Here is a 20,316-nt window from a genome sequence, read left to right on the forward strand (position 1 = left end):
CGGCCATGGGGGCCATCGACAGCGTCACCATCGACCGCCTGCACTTCGCGCTGGTCGCCAGCGCGGTGCCCGAGCGCGCCGGCGCGCTGCTGGCGCGGGTGTGCGAGGTGGTTCGCGCGCAAATGCCGCAGGCCGTCGCCCGCCGCGCGCCGGACGCCGGCGAGCCGGCCTACCTGTTTATCGAGCGGCTGGTGTTCGACTGCCCGCTGAACGCCGCCTGGAGCGACGCCCGGTTGGCCGACGCGCTGGCCAAGACCCTGGTCGCCGCGCTGACCGCCAGCGCGGCGCGGCCGGAGCGCGCGCTGGCCTTCCGCGACCGCGCCGAATACCTGGCGGCCTTCCTGATCGCCCTCGTCGACGGCGGCGCCTGGCGCCAATGGTGCTTCGACGAATTCGACGGCCTCAAGCCGTTGCCCGTCTCCGGCGCGCTGCGCACGCTGCTGATCGACGAGGCCGACGCTGGCCGCGCGGCGCTGGCCAGGCTGACCGATGACGCGCTGCGCCGGGTGCTGCAAAACCTGAGCGGCGCCGACGCCGCGCGCCTGCTGGCCCACCTGCTGGCCGGCCCGTCCGATGGCGCCGCGCCGGCGCCGGCCACGCTGTTGCGGCTGTTCGACGCGCCGCTGTCCGGCGCCCCGGGCGGCGCGGCGCAACGGCTGGCATGGCTGGTGGCGCTGGGCCGCGGCGCGCCGGCCCATGCCAACACGGCTGGACTGGACGCGCTGGCGTGGCTCGACCGACTGCGGCAGGCCGCGCGTACGGGCGAGCTGAACGCCTTGCTCGACGCGGATCCGGCGCCGCCCGACCTGCTTGCCGCCTGCTGTTGGACGGCCGGACTGGCGGACGCGCCACTGGCCGCCTGGGCGGATGCCGACCGCGCGGAGCTGGAGGCGCGCCTGCGCGCGTTGGCGCCGGCACGCGGCGCGGCGGCGGGCAGCGGCGGCACGGCCGAGCGCTGGTACTGTCCGCATGGCGGCGCCTGGCTACTGCTGGTGCAATTGGCGCGCCTCGGCTGGTGGGCGCGCTGGCGCTCGCGCCTGCAGGTATCGAATCCCGGCACCGCCCCTGCCCTCGCCGCCCGGCTGGCGCTGGCCGTGGTCGCCCGCGCGCTGGGCGGGCCGGCCTGTGCCGCCATCGAAGCCGACAGCGTCCTGCGCCGCGCGCTTGGCATCGCCGACGAGCCGCACGCGGCGCCCTGGGCCCAGGGCCACCAGCGGATGCTGACTAAAGCGCTGGCCCTTCCGGCGGCGCCGTCGGCGGGCGGCGCCGCCGTGGTGCTCGGCCAAGGCGCGCGGCGCCGCCTGGCGCAGCTCGAAGCGGCGCGCGGCACGATCGTCGCGCTGCGCCCATTAGGACCCGGCGTCGCCCCGGACGTGCCCGACGCCGGGCTGGCCGCCACGGCCGCCTGGTGGCAGGCGCACGACCCGTTGCGCGGCGGCGGCACGCCGCTCGAACGCGCGCTCCAGCTCAACGCGCTGAACCTGCTGCGCGAATTCGCCGCGCGCCTGCCCGGCTGCGACGAAGCCAGCCCCGACCATCTGCGCAGCCAGTGCCTGAGCCAGGGCGCCGACGTCGTCATCGGCGACGGTCATATCGCCGTCCATCCCGGCCGCGCGCCGCTCGACGTGCTGCTGACCTTGGCCGGGCTGAAGCGCGCCAGCGTGGTCCTGCCCGACGGCCGCACGCTGGCCTTGCAACCGGAGCCTGCGCCATGATCGCCGACGCTCTCGCCGCCTTCGAGCCGGAGCTGGCCCGGCTCGACGCGCTGATCCTGCGCCAGATCGAACTCCTGCGGGCGCGTTACGAACTATCGCTGGATGAATTCCGCGGCCTGTATATCAGCGACCGCCAAGTGGACGAGCTGGTGCGCGCCAGCCGGGCGGCCGATGCCGAGCCGGCGCCGGAAATCGACATCGCCGCGCTGCGCCAGGCGGGCGCGCCCTCGCCATGGTCGCACTTGGCGCGGGCCCTGGCGCTGGACGACGACGAGCGCGACCTGGTGCTGGTCTGCCTGGCGCCGGAGCTGGACCCGAAATACGAGACCCTGTATGCCTACCTGAACAACGATGTCGGCCGCAAATGGCCGAGCGCCGAGCTGGCCGCCCGCCTGCTGGGGCGCGACGGCGCGCACCGGGTGGCGCTGCGCGGCCTGCTGGCGCCCGAGTCCCGGCTGGCCGCCAGCGGCGCCATCGAGGCCGTGCCCGGCCAGCGCGAATTGCCGCGCGCGCAACGCCCGTTGCGCCTGGCCGCCGCCGTGGCGGGTTGGCTGCAGGGGCTGCCCTACGTCGACGAGCGGCTGGTGGGGGTGGCCCGCGCCGGCCACGCCGGGCCCGTGCTGCCGGCCGACGCCCTGGACCCGGAGGCACAGGCGCTGCTGGAGAACGCCGCCCGCGCGCTCGACCAGGGGGTGGCCCTGCCGCCGCTGGTGCTGGTCGCCGCGACCGCCGGCGACGCCGCGCTGGCGGCGCAGGACGTGTTCGCCCGCGCCCACTGCCCGGCCCTGTTGCTGGACCTTGCCACGCTGGCCGGCGCGGCCGCGCCGGCCGACGCCTTCAACGCGGCCGAGCTGATGCAGCGGGTGCTCGGCATCGGCATCGCCGCCGCGCCGCTCGACGCGCTGTTCGATCTCGAACGCCACCCGCTGGAAACGGTCGCCGCGCCGCTGCGCCGGCTGGTGGGCCGGTCGCCGGCGCTGCTGCTGGCGGCGACGGCCGGCGTGCATTGGCGCGAGCTGCTGCCCGACACCCAGGCGCTGGAGATCCGCCTCGCCGACCTCGACACGCGCGGCCGCGCCCGGCTCTGGCGCGCCGCGCTCGAGGGCGATGCCGACGGCGCGCCGGTCGACGCGCTGGCCGACCGTTTCGCGCTCGGCCCGGGCCGCATCCGCCAGGCCGTGGCCGCGGCGCGCCATGCCGCCACGCTGGCCGGGGACGGCCCGCCGTCGGCGGCGCAGCTGTTCGGCGCCGCGCGCGCCGCCTCGCTCGACGGCGCCGGCGGCACCACCCGCGCCATCGGCACGCCGTTCGACTGGGACGACCTGGTGGTGCCGCCCGATGTGCGCCAGCGCCTGGCGGACCTGCTCAGCGCCATCGAGCTGCGCTACCGGGTGCTCGACGAATGGGGCTTCGCCGGCCGCATCGGCGGCGCGCGCGGCATCAAGGCGATGTTCGCCGGCGCCTCGGGCACCGGCAAGACGATGGCCGCCGCCATCATCGCCAAAACGCTGCAACTGGAGTTGCAGCGCATCGAGCTGGCGGCGGTGATTTCGAAGTACATCGGCGAGACCGAGAAAAACCTCGACCGCGCGTTCGCCGCCGCGCGCCGCGCCAACGCCGTGCTGTTCCTCGACGAGGCCGACGCCCTGCTCGGCAAGCGCGCCGAGGTCAAGGACGCCCACGACCGCTACGCCAACATCGAGACCGCCTACCTGCTGCAAAAGATGGAGGAGCACGAGGGCATCGTGATCGTCGCCACCAACCTCGCGCGCAACATCGACGAAGCGTTTTCGCGCCGCATGCAGTTCGTGGTCGAGTTCCCGCACCCCGACAGCGCCAGCCGCGAGCGGCTGTGGCGCGGCATGTTCCCGGCCACGGCGCCGACCGCGCCCGACCTCGACTTCGCCTTCCTGGCGCGCCAGTTCCCCCTCACCGGCGGCGACATCCGCAACATCGTGCTCGACGCGGCCTACCACGCGGCGCGCGAGCGGACCGCCATCGGCCTCGGCCACGCGCTGCGCGCCATCGCGCGCCAGTACGCCAAGCGCGGCAAGGTGCCGACGGTGGCCGAGTTCCGCGAGCACTACGGCATGTTGATGCACGAGCCGGACATGGGGCGTCCGGCCGCCGGCGACACCTGGGCGCTGGACGGCCATGCCTAGGCTGCCCAAGGCCCGCGAACGCGCTGCGCGCCGCGCGAATGCGCCGCCGCCACCGACGACGGCCGAGCCGCTGGCGGCGCCGGCGCCGCGGGAGGCCGGCGGCAACCAGGAAACGCTGCGTTCCCTCGGCATCCAGGCCAAGCTCACCGTGAGCCAGCCGGGCGATCCGGACGAACAGGAAGCCGACCGCGCCGCCGACGCCTTCGTCAACGGCCGGGCGGCACCGAGCATCGGCGCGCGCGCCGGCGGCGCCATCCAGCGCCAGTGCAGCGGCTGCAAAGACGACGCGCCTATCGCACGCAAGGCCGGGGCCGGGGCCGGGGCCGCCGCGCCACGCCTGGCCGGCGCCGGCGCCGCGATCGGCGCCAGCCATGGGGAGGCGCTGTCGCCCCATCTCCAGCGCGACTTCGGCAGCTTCTTCAACACCGACTTGAGCCAGGTCCGGTTGCACACCGGCGCGCCGGCCCACACGGCGGCCGACGCGCTGGCGGCGCAGGCGTTCACGCGCGGCGGCGACATCTATTTCGGTCGCGGCCGTTTCGACCCGCGGACCGGCGGCGGCAAGCATCTTCTTGCCCATGAGCTGGCACACACCGTCCAGCAGTCGGGCGGCGCCGATGCCGGGCAGCGGCTGCAGCGCGCCGCGACCTGCACCGTGTCCGGGCCGCCGCAGGCCAACGCGGGCACGGACGCGGTCACCAAGGCTGTGCGCGACGGCGATGTCGACGTCGTCGTCACCAGCATGAGGGGCATGGGCGTGCCCGAGCTGTGCGCCCTGCGTGGCGCGGTGGTAGGCATCAGCGGCCAGAAGCTCGAACGCTGGCTGATGAGCCACAGGAGCCGCGCCGATGCCCTCGGCACGGCGGCGCGCCTGCTGCCGGTCGCGGCGGCGCTGGCCGCGCCCGCCATCGGCCCGGGGCTGGCGACGCTGGCGACACTGCTGCCGGGCGGCACGGCGGGCAAGAAGTCCGGCGCCACCGCCGAGGAAGGATTGCGCCTGATCCTGCCCGTGCTACCGCTGATCGACAAGCTGGAGATGTACGACGAGGGCTATCGGGAGATCGAGCAGGCCCAACTCGACATCATCCGCAATGCCGCCGAGGATGAGCGCCGCGCCGCGAGTGCCGAGTCGGCCAGGCTGGAGGCGATTTATGCCCACATGGACGTCAAGGAGGAATACGACGCCCGGCTGCTGATCGACCCGGAGAAAAAATACGCCGCCGCCGAGCATCTGCTGACCCGCGCGCCCGGCGTCGTGTCCGACGACGAGGATCTGGTGTTCGACGCGATCTGGGCGCTGGCGCCGTCCGAGCGCAAGGGCTTTTACAACAAACACAACATGGACTTGTATCATTTGTTGTCGGACGACCGCTTCAAGCTGCTGGGCACGCTGTCCACGGGGACCGAGGCCCAGGCGCTGATCGCCCGGTTGCGGCTGGCCACCGAGAGCAGGATCGACGACAAAGAGGCGATCCAGGCCGTGGTCGATCGCGCCGTCGCCTTGCTGGCGGAGCAGAAGGGCCTGCGCGCCACCCTGGCCGTGACCACCTTGCCGCCGGAGGAGCTGGACAAGGCCAAGGCCAGGTTGGCCGAACTGGGCGAGCTGGAAGCGCTGGTCAAGTTCGGCAAAGGCAAGCTCGATCCGGCCAGCTTCCTGGGCCGCCTCGCCGACGCGGCCGATTCGCCCGACGCGTTCGGCGCCATGGCACACAAACTGGGCACCGCCTTCGCCGATCCGCAAGAGCGCACCGAGTTCGCCTTCGCCGCCGCCAAGCAGCGCATCATGATGGCCGCCAGCGTCGGCGGCGCCGACGAAGACGCGGTGCGCAATGCGATCCTCGAGTTGCGCGCGCCGCCGATCGACGACGCCGTCAAGCTGACGCCGCCCCAGCGCGACCAGAAGCAGGCCGAGGCCAATGCCAAGCTGCGCCAGCGGCTGGTCGACGATGACGACGTCAAGCGCGTCATCAACGGCATGGTGGGCACGCAGCGCCGCCGGGTACTGTCGTTCATCAGCGCCGATCCGTTCGTCGAGAAGCTGACCGACCTCACGCTCGCGCTCAACAGCGCGCGCTGGGGCGAGTTCTTCCAGCTGGTGTTGCAGATCGCCTTGCGCGACGACTGGAGGAAGCGCTTCGAGGACACCTCCAGCAGCCCCTTCGACACCTTCGCCCGGGTCCATGGAAAGCAGCGCGACATCATGCTCGAGATCCTCAAGAGCAAGCGGATTCCGACCGAACAAATCCTCGGCTTCACCGGCGACGTCGAGACCTTGCGCGCGGCCTTGTCGAACATGGACGAGACCGAACGGACCCAGTTACGGCTGGGCTACCTGCTGTCCAGGACCGGGCGCCAGCCGGCCGACGACAAAGCAAAGGACGCGCTCGCCGCGTTCCGGAAATTCGACGCCAATCTGCGCAAATCGCAAACCACGCTCGGCGCCGTCGATACCGCCGGCATCGAAGCCGTGTTGGACGCGGCCTTGGGGAGCGAACCGACCGAGCAGGAAATGGCGACCGACGAGGGCAAATACAACGCCGCCGCGCTGATGTACGAGCGGATACAGGCGCGGCTCGCCCTGGGGCGCGGCGCCAGCGCCTTGTTCACCGAGACCGACGAGACCATGCTGGCCGCCGGCCGCGAGTTCGCCGCGCTCTGGCTGCAGCTGCGCGAGCGCAAACCGCCCAAGCTGACGACGATAGAGCTTGGCACGCTGGCCGCCTTCTATGACCAATTCAACCACCGCTCGGAAGAGTTCACGGAGGCCAGCAACACTGCCGGCGAAGTGGCCGGCATGGTCGCCGCGACCATCGCCGGCACGCTGATCGTGATAGGCACCGGCGGCATCACGGCGCCCGCCGTGATCGCCGCCGCCGCGGCCGGTGGTGGCGCCCGCGTGGTCAGCCGCGAGATGTTCGGGGCCGACTATTACAACCCGGTCGGCGCCGCCGGTACGCGCGACGCGGTGCTCGGCGGCATCGACGCGGCGCTGGCCGTCGTCGGCGCCTCGCTCGGGGCCAAGGGCGCGGAACTGGTCGGGCTCGGCGGCAAGGCCTTCCTGACCAATGCCGCCAAGATCGGCGGCCAGGTGGCCGAGCAGGCCAGCGGCAAGCTGCTGCACCGGGTCGCGGCCGGGGCGGTCGAGGCGGCGATCGACGGCGCCTTCTCCGGCTTTGTCAGCGAGGCCGCGAATGCCATGACCGATAGCCGCACCTGGCGCCGCGGCGTCTGGTCGGGCCTGGTATCGGTGGGTCACTCAGCCCTCGCGGCGGGCCTGGTTGGCCTTGCGGGCGGCGCGGTGATCGGCGGCGCGCTGCCGGTTCTTGGTCGCGGGGCAAAATTGGCGCTCGAAGGCGCGGCGGCCTTGCGCGTGGAGGCGGCCCTTGAGCGGGCCGGTGTCGGCAAGACCCTGGCCAGCGCTCGCCAGGCGGCCACTGCCGGCGACGTCAAAACACTCGACCGGCTGTTTGCGGAGCTTGAAGGGCATCTCACCGGCGAGCAGGCAGGCCTGCTGCGCAAGCGCTTGTACTCGGACCTGGAGGGCTCCCTCGGTCATCCTTACGGCAGGGCCGAACTCGAATCGCCGGAACAAACCCGGCTGCTGGCGCAGACCGCCGCCCTGGAAGGGGACGGGTTGAGCGCCGCCCAGCGCGAGGCCGAGCTGGGGATCGTCGGCCGCAGCGAGCCCCAGCCGAGCACGGTGGATGGCTATGTCGACGAAGTGAACCTTGGCAATCGCCATACCTGGCGGCGGCGTGACGACGGTACTTGGTGCCGGTTTTCAAAACCCAGCCTGTGCGGCACCAGTATCCCGGGTGCGAAACCGTTTCGGGGGCGGGCCCGGACAGGCACCCCGCCCCCCCACGGCTATAAGACGATCCAGGTGGACATGGCGACGCTTCCGCGTGACCGGGCCGGCAACCTGGCGCCATTGAAGGAGGGCGTTATCTATGAATTTCCCGGCGGGCACCGCGTTTGGCGTGAAGGGGACTTGATTCGTCACGACAGCGTGTTGGGAAGGTCGACCGGGCGCAAAGGAACGGAACTGGACATGTTCGCCGCGAAGGAGAGTGGCATGCCCGAGATCGCAGGGATGCAGAGAGCCCACACGCTTGGCCAGGGTACGGGCTTTGAGAGTCCGTTCGGCATTTTCTACGCACCGGCGGAGGTGAACCAGATCATTCAAAACAACGGGGTGGAAGAACTATTGCGCGGTTTTCGTGACAAAGCGCTCAACGGCGAGGCATTTCATGTCTCGACCCTGACCTCCGCCCATCCCGGCGGCTTGCGGTTGAAGGAAATTCGGTACCGCGTCGAGGTCGCGCGTGGTGGCAAGAAGGATTTTCTATTCGAGTATGTCATCAGCGTTGGTAACGACGTGCCGAACCCCACGATCACGCATGGCGTGGCAAACGTCACGGAAAACCCGAGCGTCGCGCAATACTTCGACCTGGTCGATGTACCGGCGCGGCTGCGCAGCCGCTTCCGTGGGTTCAAGCGCTAGCAGGTGGACGCCCATGTTCCGTCCCCCACCCTCCGCTACCAAGTATCCCCAGCATCCCCCGGGAGCAAGCGCATCGCCTTCGCCGGTCATGGCGCCCGAGCGCGCGGCCGGCATGCGCCAGGCCGGCAATTTACAGGTCCAGCGTGCGTTGTCCCCGACCGAAACGGCAGCGTCGGCGCCGCCCCAGGCTGGCGGCGTTCGACTGCCAGCCGCCACCCGCCGCGAGTATGAAGGCTTTTTCGGCACCGACCTGTCGTCGGTGCGGGTGTTCACCGATCCCGTCTCGGCCGGGATGGCGCGCGACCTGCACGCGCACGCCTTCACCCAGCGCGGGCACATCCATTTTGCCCAGGACCGCTACCAGCCGCACACCGTCGCCGGCCGCAAGCTGCTCGCGCATGAACTGGCCCACACCCAGCAAGGCCCCGGCGCCCAACTGCGGCGCACTCCCAATCCATCGGCGGCCGGCGCCGGCCCGACGCCCGCCACGCTCGACTCGCTGATCCGCACCACCCCGCCCGGCTTCACCGACGCCGCGCTGGACGCCGCCTACCGGCGGTACGTCCGCAGTGAAAAAGACCCGCTCGCGCCACGCCTGTGGGCGCTGCGCCAGACCAGCGGCGCGCCGCGCGAGCGGTTGGAGCAGTTGCTGGGGCCCGATTATGCGCGCGGCCAGCTCAGCGGCGAAGCCGCGCCGCCGGTCGATGTCGGCCAGGCGGTCGCTCCGAGCGGTTATGACCCGGGCCGGGCGGCACAAGACATGGGCACGCTGTCCGCCCAACCGCAGGCGCTGACCGACCGCCTGTCGAACATGCTCGACACGCCGATCCAGAACAACCAGGTCAACGCCGGCCATTTCAATATCCTGCAGGGTAATGTGGCCGAGGTGCTGGCGCGGCCGATACTGGACCAGGCGCTCCAGGAGGCCCGGCGCGATGCGCCCGACGCGCAGCTGTTCCTCGGCGTGCGCGCCCGCGTACTGCGCAGCGACGGCACGCCGAGCGACCCGGTGCTGTTCTCCGACGGCCTGGTGGCGGCCATCCGCCCCGGCGGGCTGCAGGTGTTCAGGGTGGCCGAGATCAAGTCCGGCGAGCAAGGCGGCGTGCAGGGGCAGGAGCAGATCCACCGCTGGATCGAGCTGCATGCGGGCGACGAGATCGAGATCCTGCTGCCCGGCGTGGCGCGCACCTTCCGCCTGTCGGACACGGTGCGCGAGGTGGTCGGCCTGGCGCGCGCGCCGCGGTTGCTGATCGCGCCACGCGGCGCCAGCTTCACGACCGAGCGCTCCGGCCACGGCGTCGCGGCGCCGGTCGAGCGGCGCGAACTGGCGCAGAGCCCGGAGGAAATCCAGTACCTGACCCGGCTGGTGGCGCAGCAGATCATCCAGATGCAGCAGGCGCGCCAGCTGCTGGCCCAGGCACGGGCACGGCAACTGGTCGCGGCGCCGCTCGAGAGCCTCGCCCAGCTGCAGGACCCCCGCGTGGTGAATCGGTTGTTGAGCGAAAACAACGGCACGGCGCTGATCCAGGGCCAGCTTTACCGGGCGTCGATCGAAGGCGAGTCGACCCGGGTGCGCCTGCTGCCGGCGGCGCCGCTGTCGGTGCCGCGGCTCGGCGCGCCCGCCGTCATGCCACAGGCGCCGGCGGCGGCGATGCCGCAGCCGGTCCAGCCGGCCCTGCCCGCGACCACGACGGCAGGCGCTTCCCAGCCAGCCTCGCAGCCGGTGCCCACGCTGCCCGCATTGGGCGCGGGCGCGGCGGGCGGACCCGCGCCGGCCCTGCCGGCATTGGGCGCTGGCGCGGCGGGCGGCCCGCAGGCTATCCCATTCACGCCCCCCGGTGGTGGCATCGTGCCGCCCAACATCATCAACTTCAGCGGCAGCGATATCGTGATCGGCGGCCGCACGATCGCACCGACCCCCAGCGAACCGGTGCGCGAGGGCGAGCTGGTCGTCATCGGTTACAGCGCCTACTGGGCGGTCGGCGATATGCGCACCCGCCAGCCGATTGCCGGCGTGCTGGAAGGCGGCGAGTGGTATCGCGTGGTCGCGGGCGGGCGCGTGCTCCCGATCGACGCCGATGGCCGGGTGCGCACCGAGGTCGAACCGATCCCCTTCGAGCACCTGCCCCAGGTCGCGCAAACCCGCCCTCCCGCCGGTCCGGGCGGCGGTGGATCGAGCTACAGCGGCCCCACGCGTGTGGCCGCCGCCGGGATCGGCCTGCTCGTCGTCGCCAATGAGATCCTGGGGCCGATCGGCCAGGCGCTACAGCAGCAGCGGCGCAATATCGCGTTGGGCGTGGCCGAAACGAACTTCTGGATCCGCTTCGGCGGCAATCCCAGCTTCGGCGTGTGGAGCCAGAACGACCGAGCCCAGCTGCCACGCGGCAGCCAGCCCGACACCGCCGTGTTCGGCTCGCCGAGCTATGGCTATGTCATCGACATCGACGTCGCCGCGTTCAAGGCGACGCTGCCGACGATGATCGGCAGCTACCGCGACTACCTGCTGTTCCTCGACCTGGCGAAGACCCTCGGCACCATCATTGAAGAGCCCCAGATGCCGCAATTCCCCAGCCCGGAAGAACGCCGCGCGCCGCGCCGTTACCGCGCCTTCGTCAATCGCGAGGACCGCGCGGGCCGGCGCTACTACGACATTACCGACACCCTGCTTGCGATCCGCGACCGCACCCTCGGCCAGCTCGACGACGAGATGCGGGCGAAGGTACGCGGCCTTCCGGCCGGCGAACAGGGCAATATCTTCCGCCTCAAGTCGGGCAGCGCGACGCCGTTGTTCCGCTCGGCGAGCGGCGCCCAGCCGATCCTGTCCGACCAGCAACTGCTGGGCGACGATCCCTGGGTCAGGCCGGTGGGCCGCCGGGTCGGCGGCGGCGCATGGAACTGGTTCGTGCGCGGCAACTACGCCGACCGTGTGCTGGTCGAGCCGGCCAATGCCGATGCCCGGCGTGGCACCGTGCTCAGCGTCTACGCGGTGAAACGGCCGATCGACGAGGTGCTGGACGAGGTGCGCGAAGGCGGCCGCCCGATCACGCAGCGGCAGCCGCCGGAGGGGCGCCTCGAAAGCTTCGTGGCGGGTCCGGACCCGGACAATACACGCTTCGGCGAGACCCGCTACTACCGCCATCCTGAAATGCCCGGGCAGCAGACGGCCGCGCTCGGCGAGCTGCGGCAGTTCTGGGTCAATGCGGACGATATCGAGCCCGTCGCGGCGGCCCGGGTCGGCGACTACGCCAATCCGGCCGTGCCCGCGCCGCCGCCCGCAGCGCCATAGCGCCGCCCGTTTGCCGGGACCATGCCCCCGGCGCGCTATGCCCGGTAGCGCGCGGCGTCGATGCCGTGTTTGCGCACCAACTGCCAGAACGCCCGCCTGTCCTTGCCGCTCGCCTGCGCCGCGTGGGTGATGTTGCCTTGGCAGAGCAACAGCATGCGCTCGATATACATCCGCTCGAAGGATTGCACGGCCTGGGCCTTGGCGCGGCGGAACTCCAGGCAGGCGCAGGCATCCGGCGCTTCCGGAAGATCGAGGTCGCCTTCCTCGATGGTCTCGCCCCGGCACAGCAGCACGGCGCGCTCAAGCGTGTGCTCCAGCTCGCGCACATTGCCGGGCCAGGAATAGGCCGCCAGCCGTGCCAGCGCGGCCGGCGACAGCCCGCTCACCTCGCGCCGGAATTCGGCGGCAAAGCGCTTGAGGAAGTGATGGCTGAGCAATTGCAGGTCGTCCATGCGCTCGCGCAACGGCGGCAAGCAGACGGAAAGAATGTTCAGGCGGTAATACAGGTCGCGCCGGAAGCGTCCCTGCTGGACCAGCGCGCCGATATCGCCGTTGCTGGCCGCCAGCACGCGCACGTCGGCGCGCTTCGTTTTCGTGCTGCCGACCGGGCGGTATTCCTTTTCTTGCAGGAAGCGCAACAGCTTGGCCTGGGTGCTCAGCGGCATACTGTCGACCTCGTCGAGGAAGAAGGTGCCGCCCTCGGCTTCGGCCGCCAGGCCGCTGCGCTCCTGATGCGCGCTGGTGTAGGCCCCGCGCGCATGGCCGAACAGCTCCGCCTCCACCAGCTCGGAGGGCAGCGCGCCGCAATTGACCGCCACCCACGGGTGGGCCGCGCGCTTGCTCAGATAGTGGATTGCCTGCGCGCACAACTCCTTGCCCGTGCCCGTCTCCCCCAGGATCAGCACGCCCGCGTCGCTCGCCGCCAGGGTCGGGATGCGCTCGAGTTGGCGGACGAAGTTCAGGCTGTTGCCGACCAGCTTGGAAAGCAAGGGATGCAAAGGGGAACCGGCCGACCGGCACGATGCCGCCAGCCGGTGACGGTGTTGTTCGCGCAGGCGCCACAGGCGTGTCGCCAGCTCCTCGCCGCCATGTTCGCTCGCCATGAAATCGCTGGCCCCGAGCGCCAACAGGCCTTGAATCATCGATCCCGTCAGGCCGCGCGTGACGGCGACGATCGGGCTGTCGCCCTGGCGGCCGACCAGCAATTGCTGCCGGGCCCAGGCCAAGGTGTCCCGCCCCACCAGCATCAGCGTCACATCGCAGACGTCGACGGCGGCCGGCGACGCCTGATGCGCGCTGCATGGGCGCAACGACACCCCAGGATAGACTCGGGAAGACCAATCCTGCAGCCACTGCAGATGCGCTGGTGCGGCGATTACCCTGCACTCGACCGGTTCCATTCAACCTCCCACCCCGCCAGGATGCGTAGGTGCTCATCTTAGCTCCTTAATTACATTAAAAATACGACAATTTTCAACGACAGAAAAAATACAACGGCGCCTGAATCCACCGGCATTCCTTGCCGCTTGCCCGTAAGCAAAATCATGTGCTCCGCAGCGTGCCCATAGGCTGGGTTTTGCAGCGCGACCCTCGGGTGGTGAAGGAAATCCTGTTCGGCTTTGTGAACTAAATCTTATAATTGCCATAACCTGCGCCGACGGCGAGCAAACATAATTAACAGCCTATGCGTGACGAAGATTTCGACCAGTACCACGTTGGCGTGCCGCCAGGCCGGGAGCTATCCTATCGGGAGTTTCGGGCCGAGATCATCGAGCAGTGCCGCGATGACTGGCGGCGGCGACTTGGCGCCGATGACGAGGTATCGCGCTTCGGCCTGCTGCGCGGGCAGCTCCGCGCGTTCCGCCACCACTTGGTTTTCCGCGCGGCTGGCTGGCTCGAGTCCGGGCGCTACCCCTCCAGGCACATCCACCGCGCGCTTGGTCTTGATCCGGCATTTACGTTGGAATTGTCGCGACGCGAACGCTGGCTGAGGACATTGATGTGGCTGCTCCTGCCGACGCACACACTGATGCGGCGCGCCGTTCCGTGGCTGCGCAGGGCGCGCACGTTCGAAGGGCGCGCTGTCATCTTCAGCGCGCGGCTACCGGAACGCTGGGCGCGAAACCGTATCGGCCATTACGATCGGGCGCTGGATTATGGTTTGATGCGCTGGGGGAAATTTCCATCGGAGAAGATCATGGAGGGCTTCTCCCACACGCATCTGGACTGGATCCGCGCGGCCCACCATCTTGGACTCGATGATCCGCAGTCGATGCTGGCGTGGATTCCAAAGCGGCCGCATGCGGATAACGCCCCGCTGTTCTGGATACTGGTGCGCCAAGGCGCCATCACCGGCTTGGCCGAGCGGGAGTGGGTGGACCTGTCGCGTCGCCGCGATTCGTCCAGCCGCTGGGATGAGCGGCGTATTGGACATATCATCGGCGTCCTGCGGCAATACGGCGTCGAGCGGCAACGCATCGTGGAGGCGCTGTGGACGCTCCCGCATCATTATCTGAAACCTGAAATACTGGCCCGGACCCTGGCCCTGCTCGAGCATCGCGGCATTCGAGACCACGGGCTGCTACTTGAGGGCCTGGGCATCAGCCTGTCCAGTGTGGCCGCCGAGCGTTGGATCACGCTGCTTGATGGGCTCGGGGTACGCGACGCCGCGACGATCATCCGGTTCAAACCTCTGCTCGAGTCCCATAAACCGGTAGCAGTCGAATTCGGGCGGGCCTTGACCGCGCTCGGCGCCGGCGCCGCCGAGCTGGCCCTGTGCCAGCAGCTGATGCTGGACGTCGGCGCCGCGCACGATCCCCAGGCGCCGGCGACGGCGCTGGCGCTTCTGGCCTCCCCTCCCCATTCACTGGGCTTCGCGGAGATCGCGCAAGCCAGCGCATACATCGGCAAGTCCACCGACCTTGCGGCGTTTCTCCGGGTGTTGGATCAGTATGGCTTCGGCCGCGCGGGCGACGTGTTGCGCTTTCAGCCCTGCTACTCCGCAGTTGCGCCAGCGAGGCTGGCGCGCTTGCTGGCGTTGACGAAAGCGCTGGCCACGCCAGCGGCAATCGAGGATGTGCTCGAGTGGGTCGAGTACGCCGGCAACGCCCAGTATATCGATGCGTATGAATATCTTGCCGGCGCGTTAAATCTGCGCACCGTACGGCAACTGCTGCAGGTTGCAAGGGTCGGATTTCTGAGTGAGGAGTTGTTGCGGTATCTGGTCGAGGAACGCGGCCTGCGCACCCGCAAAAAGCTCACCGATTGGTTCTACCGCGCGTTCGGCATCAAGTCGGTACGATGGTGGGGAGCCTCGCTCGATCCTATCGATAGACTTCTGTTTGGGGAAGCCGTCACGCGGCAGTCATTCAATTTTTGGGAATCCAATCGGCAGTGCATCGACGATGTCGTGCGGGCGCGTGTGACTGGCTTGCTAGGCCAGCGCCCCTTCATGGGGACCGAGGAAGCGCTGCGCGACTACGCGACGGCGGAGCAAGCGGCCACCGAAGCGGCCCATGCGACACTGCTGCAGGCACTGCCGGCCATGTTGCAGGCGACCTCGGGTATCCTTTTGCCAAGTATCTCCGCCACTGTGTGGGATGGCGCGGATGCGTCGAGTCGGCAACTGGCGCAGCTGGCGCCGTTGCTCGACGAGCTAGTCATGGGCCGGGGACCGGTGGCGCCAACACTGACGCAGCTCGAGACCGAAGCGGTGGCATTGATTTACCGGACCGCGCCGGCGACGGTGCAAAGTCGTTGGCAAGAACTGATCGGTCATCAAACCGACATCGCCGGATGGGGAACGGCGGATAGTTACGCGATGACCTGGTGCCGCGCCGCCCGGACGCTGCGGGGGGAGCTCGACCGCGCAGGGTTGGAGGCCGTGGTCGAAGCCGCCCAGTGGGCGGCGCGGTTCCGCGAACGGTGCCAGACGGATATGGCGCTGGCCTGCGACGGTCTGCAGGCCGCGCCGGCCGACGCTACGCCTGATCTGCGGGATCTGGTGCCACGGCTGGGCGTGCTGCTCGCCGTGGCGGCAAATGATCCCGCCGCCGCCGCATGGTTAAAAGCGGTTCCGCTGTTGCCATCCGTTCGGGACGAAAGCGGGTATGAGCAAATACTGCGCATGCAAACATTCTTCGGTGTCGGCCTGTCCGATGCGCTGCTGGCCTGCGGCATGGCGTTCTGCGGATCGCTTTCGACTCCTTCGGCGTTGATGTTGGCCGACAGACTGGGCGCGCACAGCGACGTCGATCCCTCGGCCGCGCTGTATCGGCTGCTTGAGCAAACGGCCCAGTCCGTCGGCGCGCGCTTCCTTGAGTGGTCGGGGCGTGAGCTTGCCAAGTTCGGCAACGACAAGAATGACGGTGGCAGCACCACAGTCAACGCCATGGTGACAAAACATCCGGCGGCGTTTTTTGCGAAGGAAGCCGCGAAGCTGTGCACTGCCGATAATGTGCAGATGTGGCAAGAGGCCCGGCACGCCCATCTGGTCGTGTTCGACCCGCCGCACCGCAGTTTCCAGGGCATGGCGTTGTTGTACCGGGAGATCCTGCCACAGATCCACCCATCCCGGCCGGTGCTGGTGATCCGTGCGATCAACCCGACCAGCGACGCGATGGCGACCTATGATGTGAGCTCGATCGTCGACGCTTTTTTTGCGGCCGCGACGTGCATCGCGCGCGATAGTGGATGCGCGGCGCTGGCATTCCCGCCCAATACATCACAGCACCTGTTGTCGAATCTCGACCCGGTGGACCAAAATATCCAGACGCGCTACCTCGCTCAAGGCGGGACGCACCGTGGCCGCCTGGTCCTCGATGAGGAAGAGAAATGGTTGCGCCCGGCGCAAGAGGTGCAGGCGTCATTCGATGCGTACCAACGAGGCGAGCACCGCATTGGCAGTCTGTACCTGGTTTGGCAGGCCCGCGCTTAGCGCAACGCCGGCATCAAGGCAGAACAGCGGCGACCTGAACGGCGACTCCATGGTCTTCCACCGACGTCGTATGGGCTTGCACATCTTTTGCGTTCGATGCGAGCGTGGTCCATATCAGCGTGGCGCCGGGGGGCGCTTCACTGATCTCGATGTGGCGTATCCAGCGCTCATATCCGTTCAAACCAGCGAGCCGCGAAATGATATAGCGTCGATTATCGAGGGTGATGGCGTCCCAGCTGACCAGCCGGACCACCGCGATCGAGAGATCCCGTAGTTCACGCAGCGGCTTGAGCCAAACCGCCAACGCGCCCAACACGCCGACGAACAGAACATACAGTACGGCTCCCGCTAGCGCTCGTTGGACCACATCGGGCGTCAGGTTTGGAAACCACCTCTCCGCCGCCATGTCAGCGATCAGGCAAAATACAAAAAAGGCCCCGAACCAGCGAGAGAATGCTTGCCGCGTCAGGCACGATTGCTTTAAAAACGCCGGTGCTGTCTGTGGTTGTAGGAGGTCGCTTTGAGCGGCATCGTGGAGCTGGTCGACAATGGAGTCTGCCTTCACCTGAAAACTCGTCAGTTTCTGCCCCACCGCTAACGGAATGGCGGGAGCCCACGTGGGCTTCGCACGGTCGGCCCAGATCAGCCGCGCAAAAACCCAAAACAAATAAATGGCAAATACGGTGACAAACCGTGCGCTCGCGTGCCCGGCGCGATTGACCGGAAGCGACAGCGTGGCGAGCCAAATCGCCCGGGAAAATACCGCCAGCGCGCTGCCGGCGACGTGCTCGTTGCTCAACTGCTCGGTGCTGATAAATGGCGTGGCGATCGTCACCACCCCGGTCACCTTGGGATCGCTTGCCGCCAGCGCCGCGACCAGGCCTCCATAAGAATGTCCGATCAACGAATAGGTATCGAACCGGGCCGCATTCGCTTCCATCCATTGCTTGAGCGACGCCGCCGCCGCCGCCCTCCCCGATTCGCTGTTGGCTGCCGACCAGCGCACGCCGACCACGTAAAAATTCTTCTGGGACAGTAACGTCAGGTGGTGATTCCAACGCTTCCAATCGTAGCCGATGGTGCTCCAGGTGCCGGGCACGATCACCACGCAGTGCTTTGCGCTTGCTGATTCATGCAGGACGATGCATTCCTGCCGCAACCTCCCGCCGCCGCGGCACAGATACAAAAGATTACCAAAAAAATTCCCCATAACAAAGCCCACGGCAGACCGATGATTTCGTAAAAAAAGAAAAACCCCTGGCAGCCCGAGCACTTGGCCGAGGACGACCGTCAACCCCAGCAAAGCGATGATGCCTCCGGCAGCCATGTAAACAGCATTTGTCGCATGATTGATACCTTCCATGTAAACCAGATCCCTTCAAGTTGTGCGTGAACCGGCGCTTGTGGCCAGCGCTGTATCGGCAGACACGGCGTGCCGTCCGCAGGGGCCAAGTGAACGGAAACTATATCCTGTGGGATTGAGGACAAATGCGCACTTTGTCACATCGCTCAATTTTCAGCGCTGCAGCGCCGGCAGTTGTTCCACCAGCGCGTCCACCGCCAGCCGCAGGCGCAGCGACATGTGGGGCGCGGCCGGCCACAGCGCGTGGCAGTCCATGGTCGCGCCGGGCTGGTCGTCCATGACGCCGACCAGCGCGCCGCTGCGCAGCCGTTCGCGCACCAGCCATTCCGGCAGCCACGCCCCGGCGCGCCGGCTGATGCTCGCCGAGGGATTGGACGCCGCCAGCGCCGCGTTTGAAGTGGGCTACGAAAGCGCGAGCCAGTTCAATCGGGAATACAGCCGCTTCTTCGGCCGCTCGCCGATGCGTGACGTCAAGGCGCTGCGCGCGCCCGCGCGATAGCCCCCGAACCCGCCCGCGCAGGTAGTGCATTGCCCCGGTGGCGTGCGCTTGCTGCCGACGTGCGTGGTGCCGGCGATGCCGCCCCTCCCCCTGCGGATTGTCAAGGTCCCCCATGTCGGGCGCGCTAGAGTCCGATGGTGACTGGCGCGCGAACGGGACAGTTAGCCGGATGTTTCATGCCCGCACAGGGGCGCGCCATCGCCGCGGAAAGCGCTTGCCGGCTCCATCCAGACGTCCATCGCAAGGAGAACATCATGCCCAGCGTATCCCTGTTTATTAGTCCAGCCGAGAATCAGCCTGGTAACTATCTCGTCGTCGTCAACGGCGAAGGTTTCTATCAGTCCGCCAACAAGAGCGTTGGCGCCCGAATACGCGGCGAAGATCCATGGTTCGACGATAGGCTGTTCAGCATCGGCGGGACCGGCCTGGAGCGGGTCGGCCAGGACGGACGGTTCACCTTGTCCGCGATTGTTTCGGGCTCCCAGCTCAACGAAGACTGGGGCCAGGACGAAATCTACGCCTTGGTCAGCGTGGCGGGCTTGAGCGGTTCCTACCGGAGCAATACGGTGAAGGGAAACTTCTAAGGTGGTGCCCCGCTGGGGCGGCGCCTTGCAAAAAGACCGCTCCCATAAAAATAATCACATTTTTGATTATTTTTATGGCCGCCCAACCTTTTACAGATATTTATTTATAGCCAGATGATACTTATTGCTCAATAAATAATTTTTCGATAATGGAAAAAAGATTCCTACTGTTGGTAACCGCGATTGCCATGGCCAAGCCTGACATCGTATTGAAGAAGGTGGTGGCCAAAGCTCAACGCGATCTGCGTTTTAACGTTCGCCATTCCGCCGACAGTGATGGCTTGCTTGCCATTGGCACTATGGCGGATAAAAAAGATAATCTGTCTTATTATCTTACCGCCACGGCGACACGTAATTCCTCCCGACCCACCGCCTATAGCAGCCAACGCTCCGGATGAGGCCACCATGGCAAGAAAACGTTTTACGTTTGGTTTATCAACTCAACAAAAGGCAGGCTCAATGAAAACTCTCATGTCATCAATGTTATTGCTGTCGGCGCTCGCCGTTTCCGGCTGCGCCAGTTGGCAGGCGAATTCGGACGCCGTGGCGCGTGGCAATTCCTGCTCGACGGCTCCGGGTGGCGCCTGCTACGCCGGGCCGGGTGGTCCGGCCTATGCGGGTCCCGGCGGTCCGCGCTACGCGGGGCCGGGCGGCCCGTTGTACGCCGGCCCCGGCGGCGCTTGTGACGCCGGCCCGGGCGGCGTCTGTGGCGCCATGCCGGGAACGGAAGACCGGTGCCCGGAGATATGCAGGGCCGCAGCCTCGGCGCCGTCGCCGGCGAGGTAAATCAGTCCCGGCCCGGCGCCGCCTACGACACCAACCTGACGCGCCCGAAGAAGTCCAGGTCAAAGTCGACGGCCAAGCTGGAGAGCGCATCACGGCATCGGCGGCGCCGAGTTCAACTTGATCTCCAAGCTTATACAATTTCACTTGGCGATTAACGGATTTCGTAATTGCATCTCAATCGTGTGCCGCGCAGAATTGATCAATACACCGGGCAGCCAGGCGTTCCATCGGCGAGCCCGGGACCTGACAAGGAGACACGGTAATGAAAACCTCTAGCGCACGCGCAAGCGCCTTCCTATCCGCCGCACCGGCATCCCCGCCCCGCCCCGCGCCCTCCCCAATTTTCACTCACTAAGCCGTCAACAGATTGCCCGGCGTCGCCGCCGGGCCCCGTATTCCGCCACCAATGGCCGGAATGACCATGCGCGCCCGTCGCCGTCCGGACAGGCGCGCCTATCACCAACAATAATGGAGGAGCGCT

The 20,316-nt window shown here is 68.1% G+C and carries 10 protein-coding genes and 1 pseudogene; 8 read left to right on the forward strand and 3 right to left on the reverse strand.

The features are described 5' to 3' along the window. The first annotated feature begins 5 nt into the window (after positions 1-5). The 4 genes from JOD97_RS02220 to JOD97_RS02235 all read left to right on the forward strand — a co-directional run bounded on the left by JOD97_RS02220 (position 6) and on the right by JOD97_RS02235 (position 11,667). Positions 6-1,715 carry a hypothetical protein gene (locus JOD97_RS02220; RefSeq protein WP_209712988.1) on the forward strand — a complete coding sequence of 570 codons (1,710 nt, stop codon included), beginning with the start codon at positions 6-8 and terminating at the stop codon, positions 1,713-1,715. Continuing rightward, positions 1,712-3,877, forward strand: a complete 2,166-nt coding sequence (locus JOD97_RS02225; RefSeq protein WP_209712989.1) for an ATP-binding protein — start codon at positions 1,712-1,714, stop codon at positions 3,875-3,877. Before JOD97_RS02220 ends, JOD97_RS02225 begins: the two co-directional genes overlap by 4 nt. Continuing rightward, complete coding sequence (locus JOD97_RS02230; protein ID WP_209712990.1) at positions 3,870-8,381, forward strand: DUF4157 domain-containing protein; 4,512 nt, start codon at positions 3,870-3,872, stop codon at positions 8,379-8,381. Before JOD97_RS02225 ends, JOD97_RS02230 begins: the two co-directional genes overlap by 8 nt. Positions 8,382-8,469: 88 nt before the next feature. Then, entirely contained in the window at positions 8,470-11,667 is a 3,198-nt protein-coding gene (locus tag JOD97_RS02235; protein ID WP_209712991.1) for a DUF4157 domain-containing protein, read from the forward strand. Between the two features lie 35 nt (positions 11,668-11,702). Here the strand turns inward: JOD97_RS02235 and JOD97_RS02240 are convergent, their stop codons facing one another. After that, on the reverse strand, positions 11,703-12,977 hold the full coding sequence (locus tag JOD97_RS02240) for a sigma-54-dependent Fis family transcriptional regulator (RefSeq protein ID WP_209712992.1): 1,275 nt from the start codon (positions 12,975-12,977) through the stop codon (positions 11,703-11,705). Positions 12,978-13,351: 374 nt separating this feature from the next. Between JOD97_RS02240 and JOD97_RS02245 the strand changes: the two genes are divergently transcribed. After that, positions 13,352-16,603: a hypothetical protein gene (locus JOD97_RS02245; RefSeq protein ID WP_209712993.1), complete on the forward strand. Its 3,252-nt coding sequence runs from the start codon at positions 13,352-13,354 to the stop codon at positions 16,601-16,603. Between the two features lie 13 nt (positions 16,604-16,616). On the opposite strand, the gene JOD97_RS02250 is transcribed toward JOD97_RS02245, so the two are convergent. Together JOD97_RS02250 and JOD97_RS32965 are read right to left on the reverse strand one after the other, a co-directional pair. Further along, on the reverse strand, positions 16,617-17,966 hold the full coding sequence (locus JOD97_RS02250) for a triacylglycerol lipase (RefSeq protein WP_209712994.1): 1,350 nt from the start codon (positions 17,964-17,966) through the stop codon (positions 16,617-16,619). 153 nt (positions 17,967-18,119) lie between these two features. Then, on the reverse strand, positions 18,120-18,245 hold the full coding sequence (locus JOD97_RS32965) for a hypothetical protein (protein WP_255584945.1): 126 nt from the start codon (positions 18,243-18,245) through the stop codon (positions 18,120-18,122). 64 nt (positions 18,246-18,309) lie between these two features. On the opposite strand from JOD97_RS32965, the pseudogene JOD97_RS32515 reads away from it, so the two are divergent. The 3 genes and pseudogenes from JOD97_RS32515 to JOD97_RS02265 form a co-directional block, all read left to right on the forward strand. Further along, positions 18,310-18,465, forward strand: a pseudogene (locus JOD97_RS32515) (helix-turn-helix domain-containing protein); the annotation flags it as partial. Between the two features lie 254 nt (positions 18,466-18,719). After that, positions 18,720-19,049, forward strand: coding sequence for a hypothetical protein (locus JOD97_RS02260; protein WP_209712996.1), 330 nt, complete (start codon positions 18,720-18,722; stop codon positions 19,047-19,049). A 188-nt stretch (positions 19,050-19,237) separates the two neighbouring features. Then, positions 19,238-19,447 carry a hypothetical protein gene (locus JOD97_RS02265; RefSeq protein WP_209712997.1) on the forward strand — a complete coding sequence of 70 codons (210 nt, stop codon included), beginning with the start codon at positions 19,238-19,240 and terminating at the stop codon, positions 19,445-19,447. Positions 19,448-20,316 lie beyond the last annotated feature (869 nt).

This window comes from Duganella sp. 1411 (assembly GCF_017833525.1).
In the GTDB taxonomy this organism is placed as follows: domain Bacteria; phylum Pseudomonadota; class Gammaproteobacteria; order Burkholderiales; family Burkholderiaceae_D; genus Rugamonas.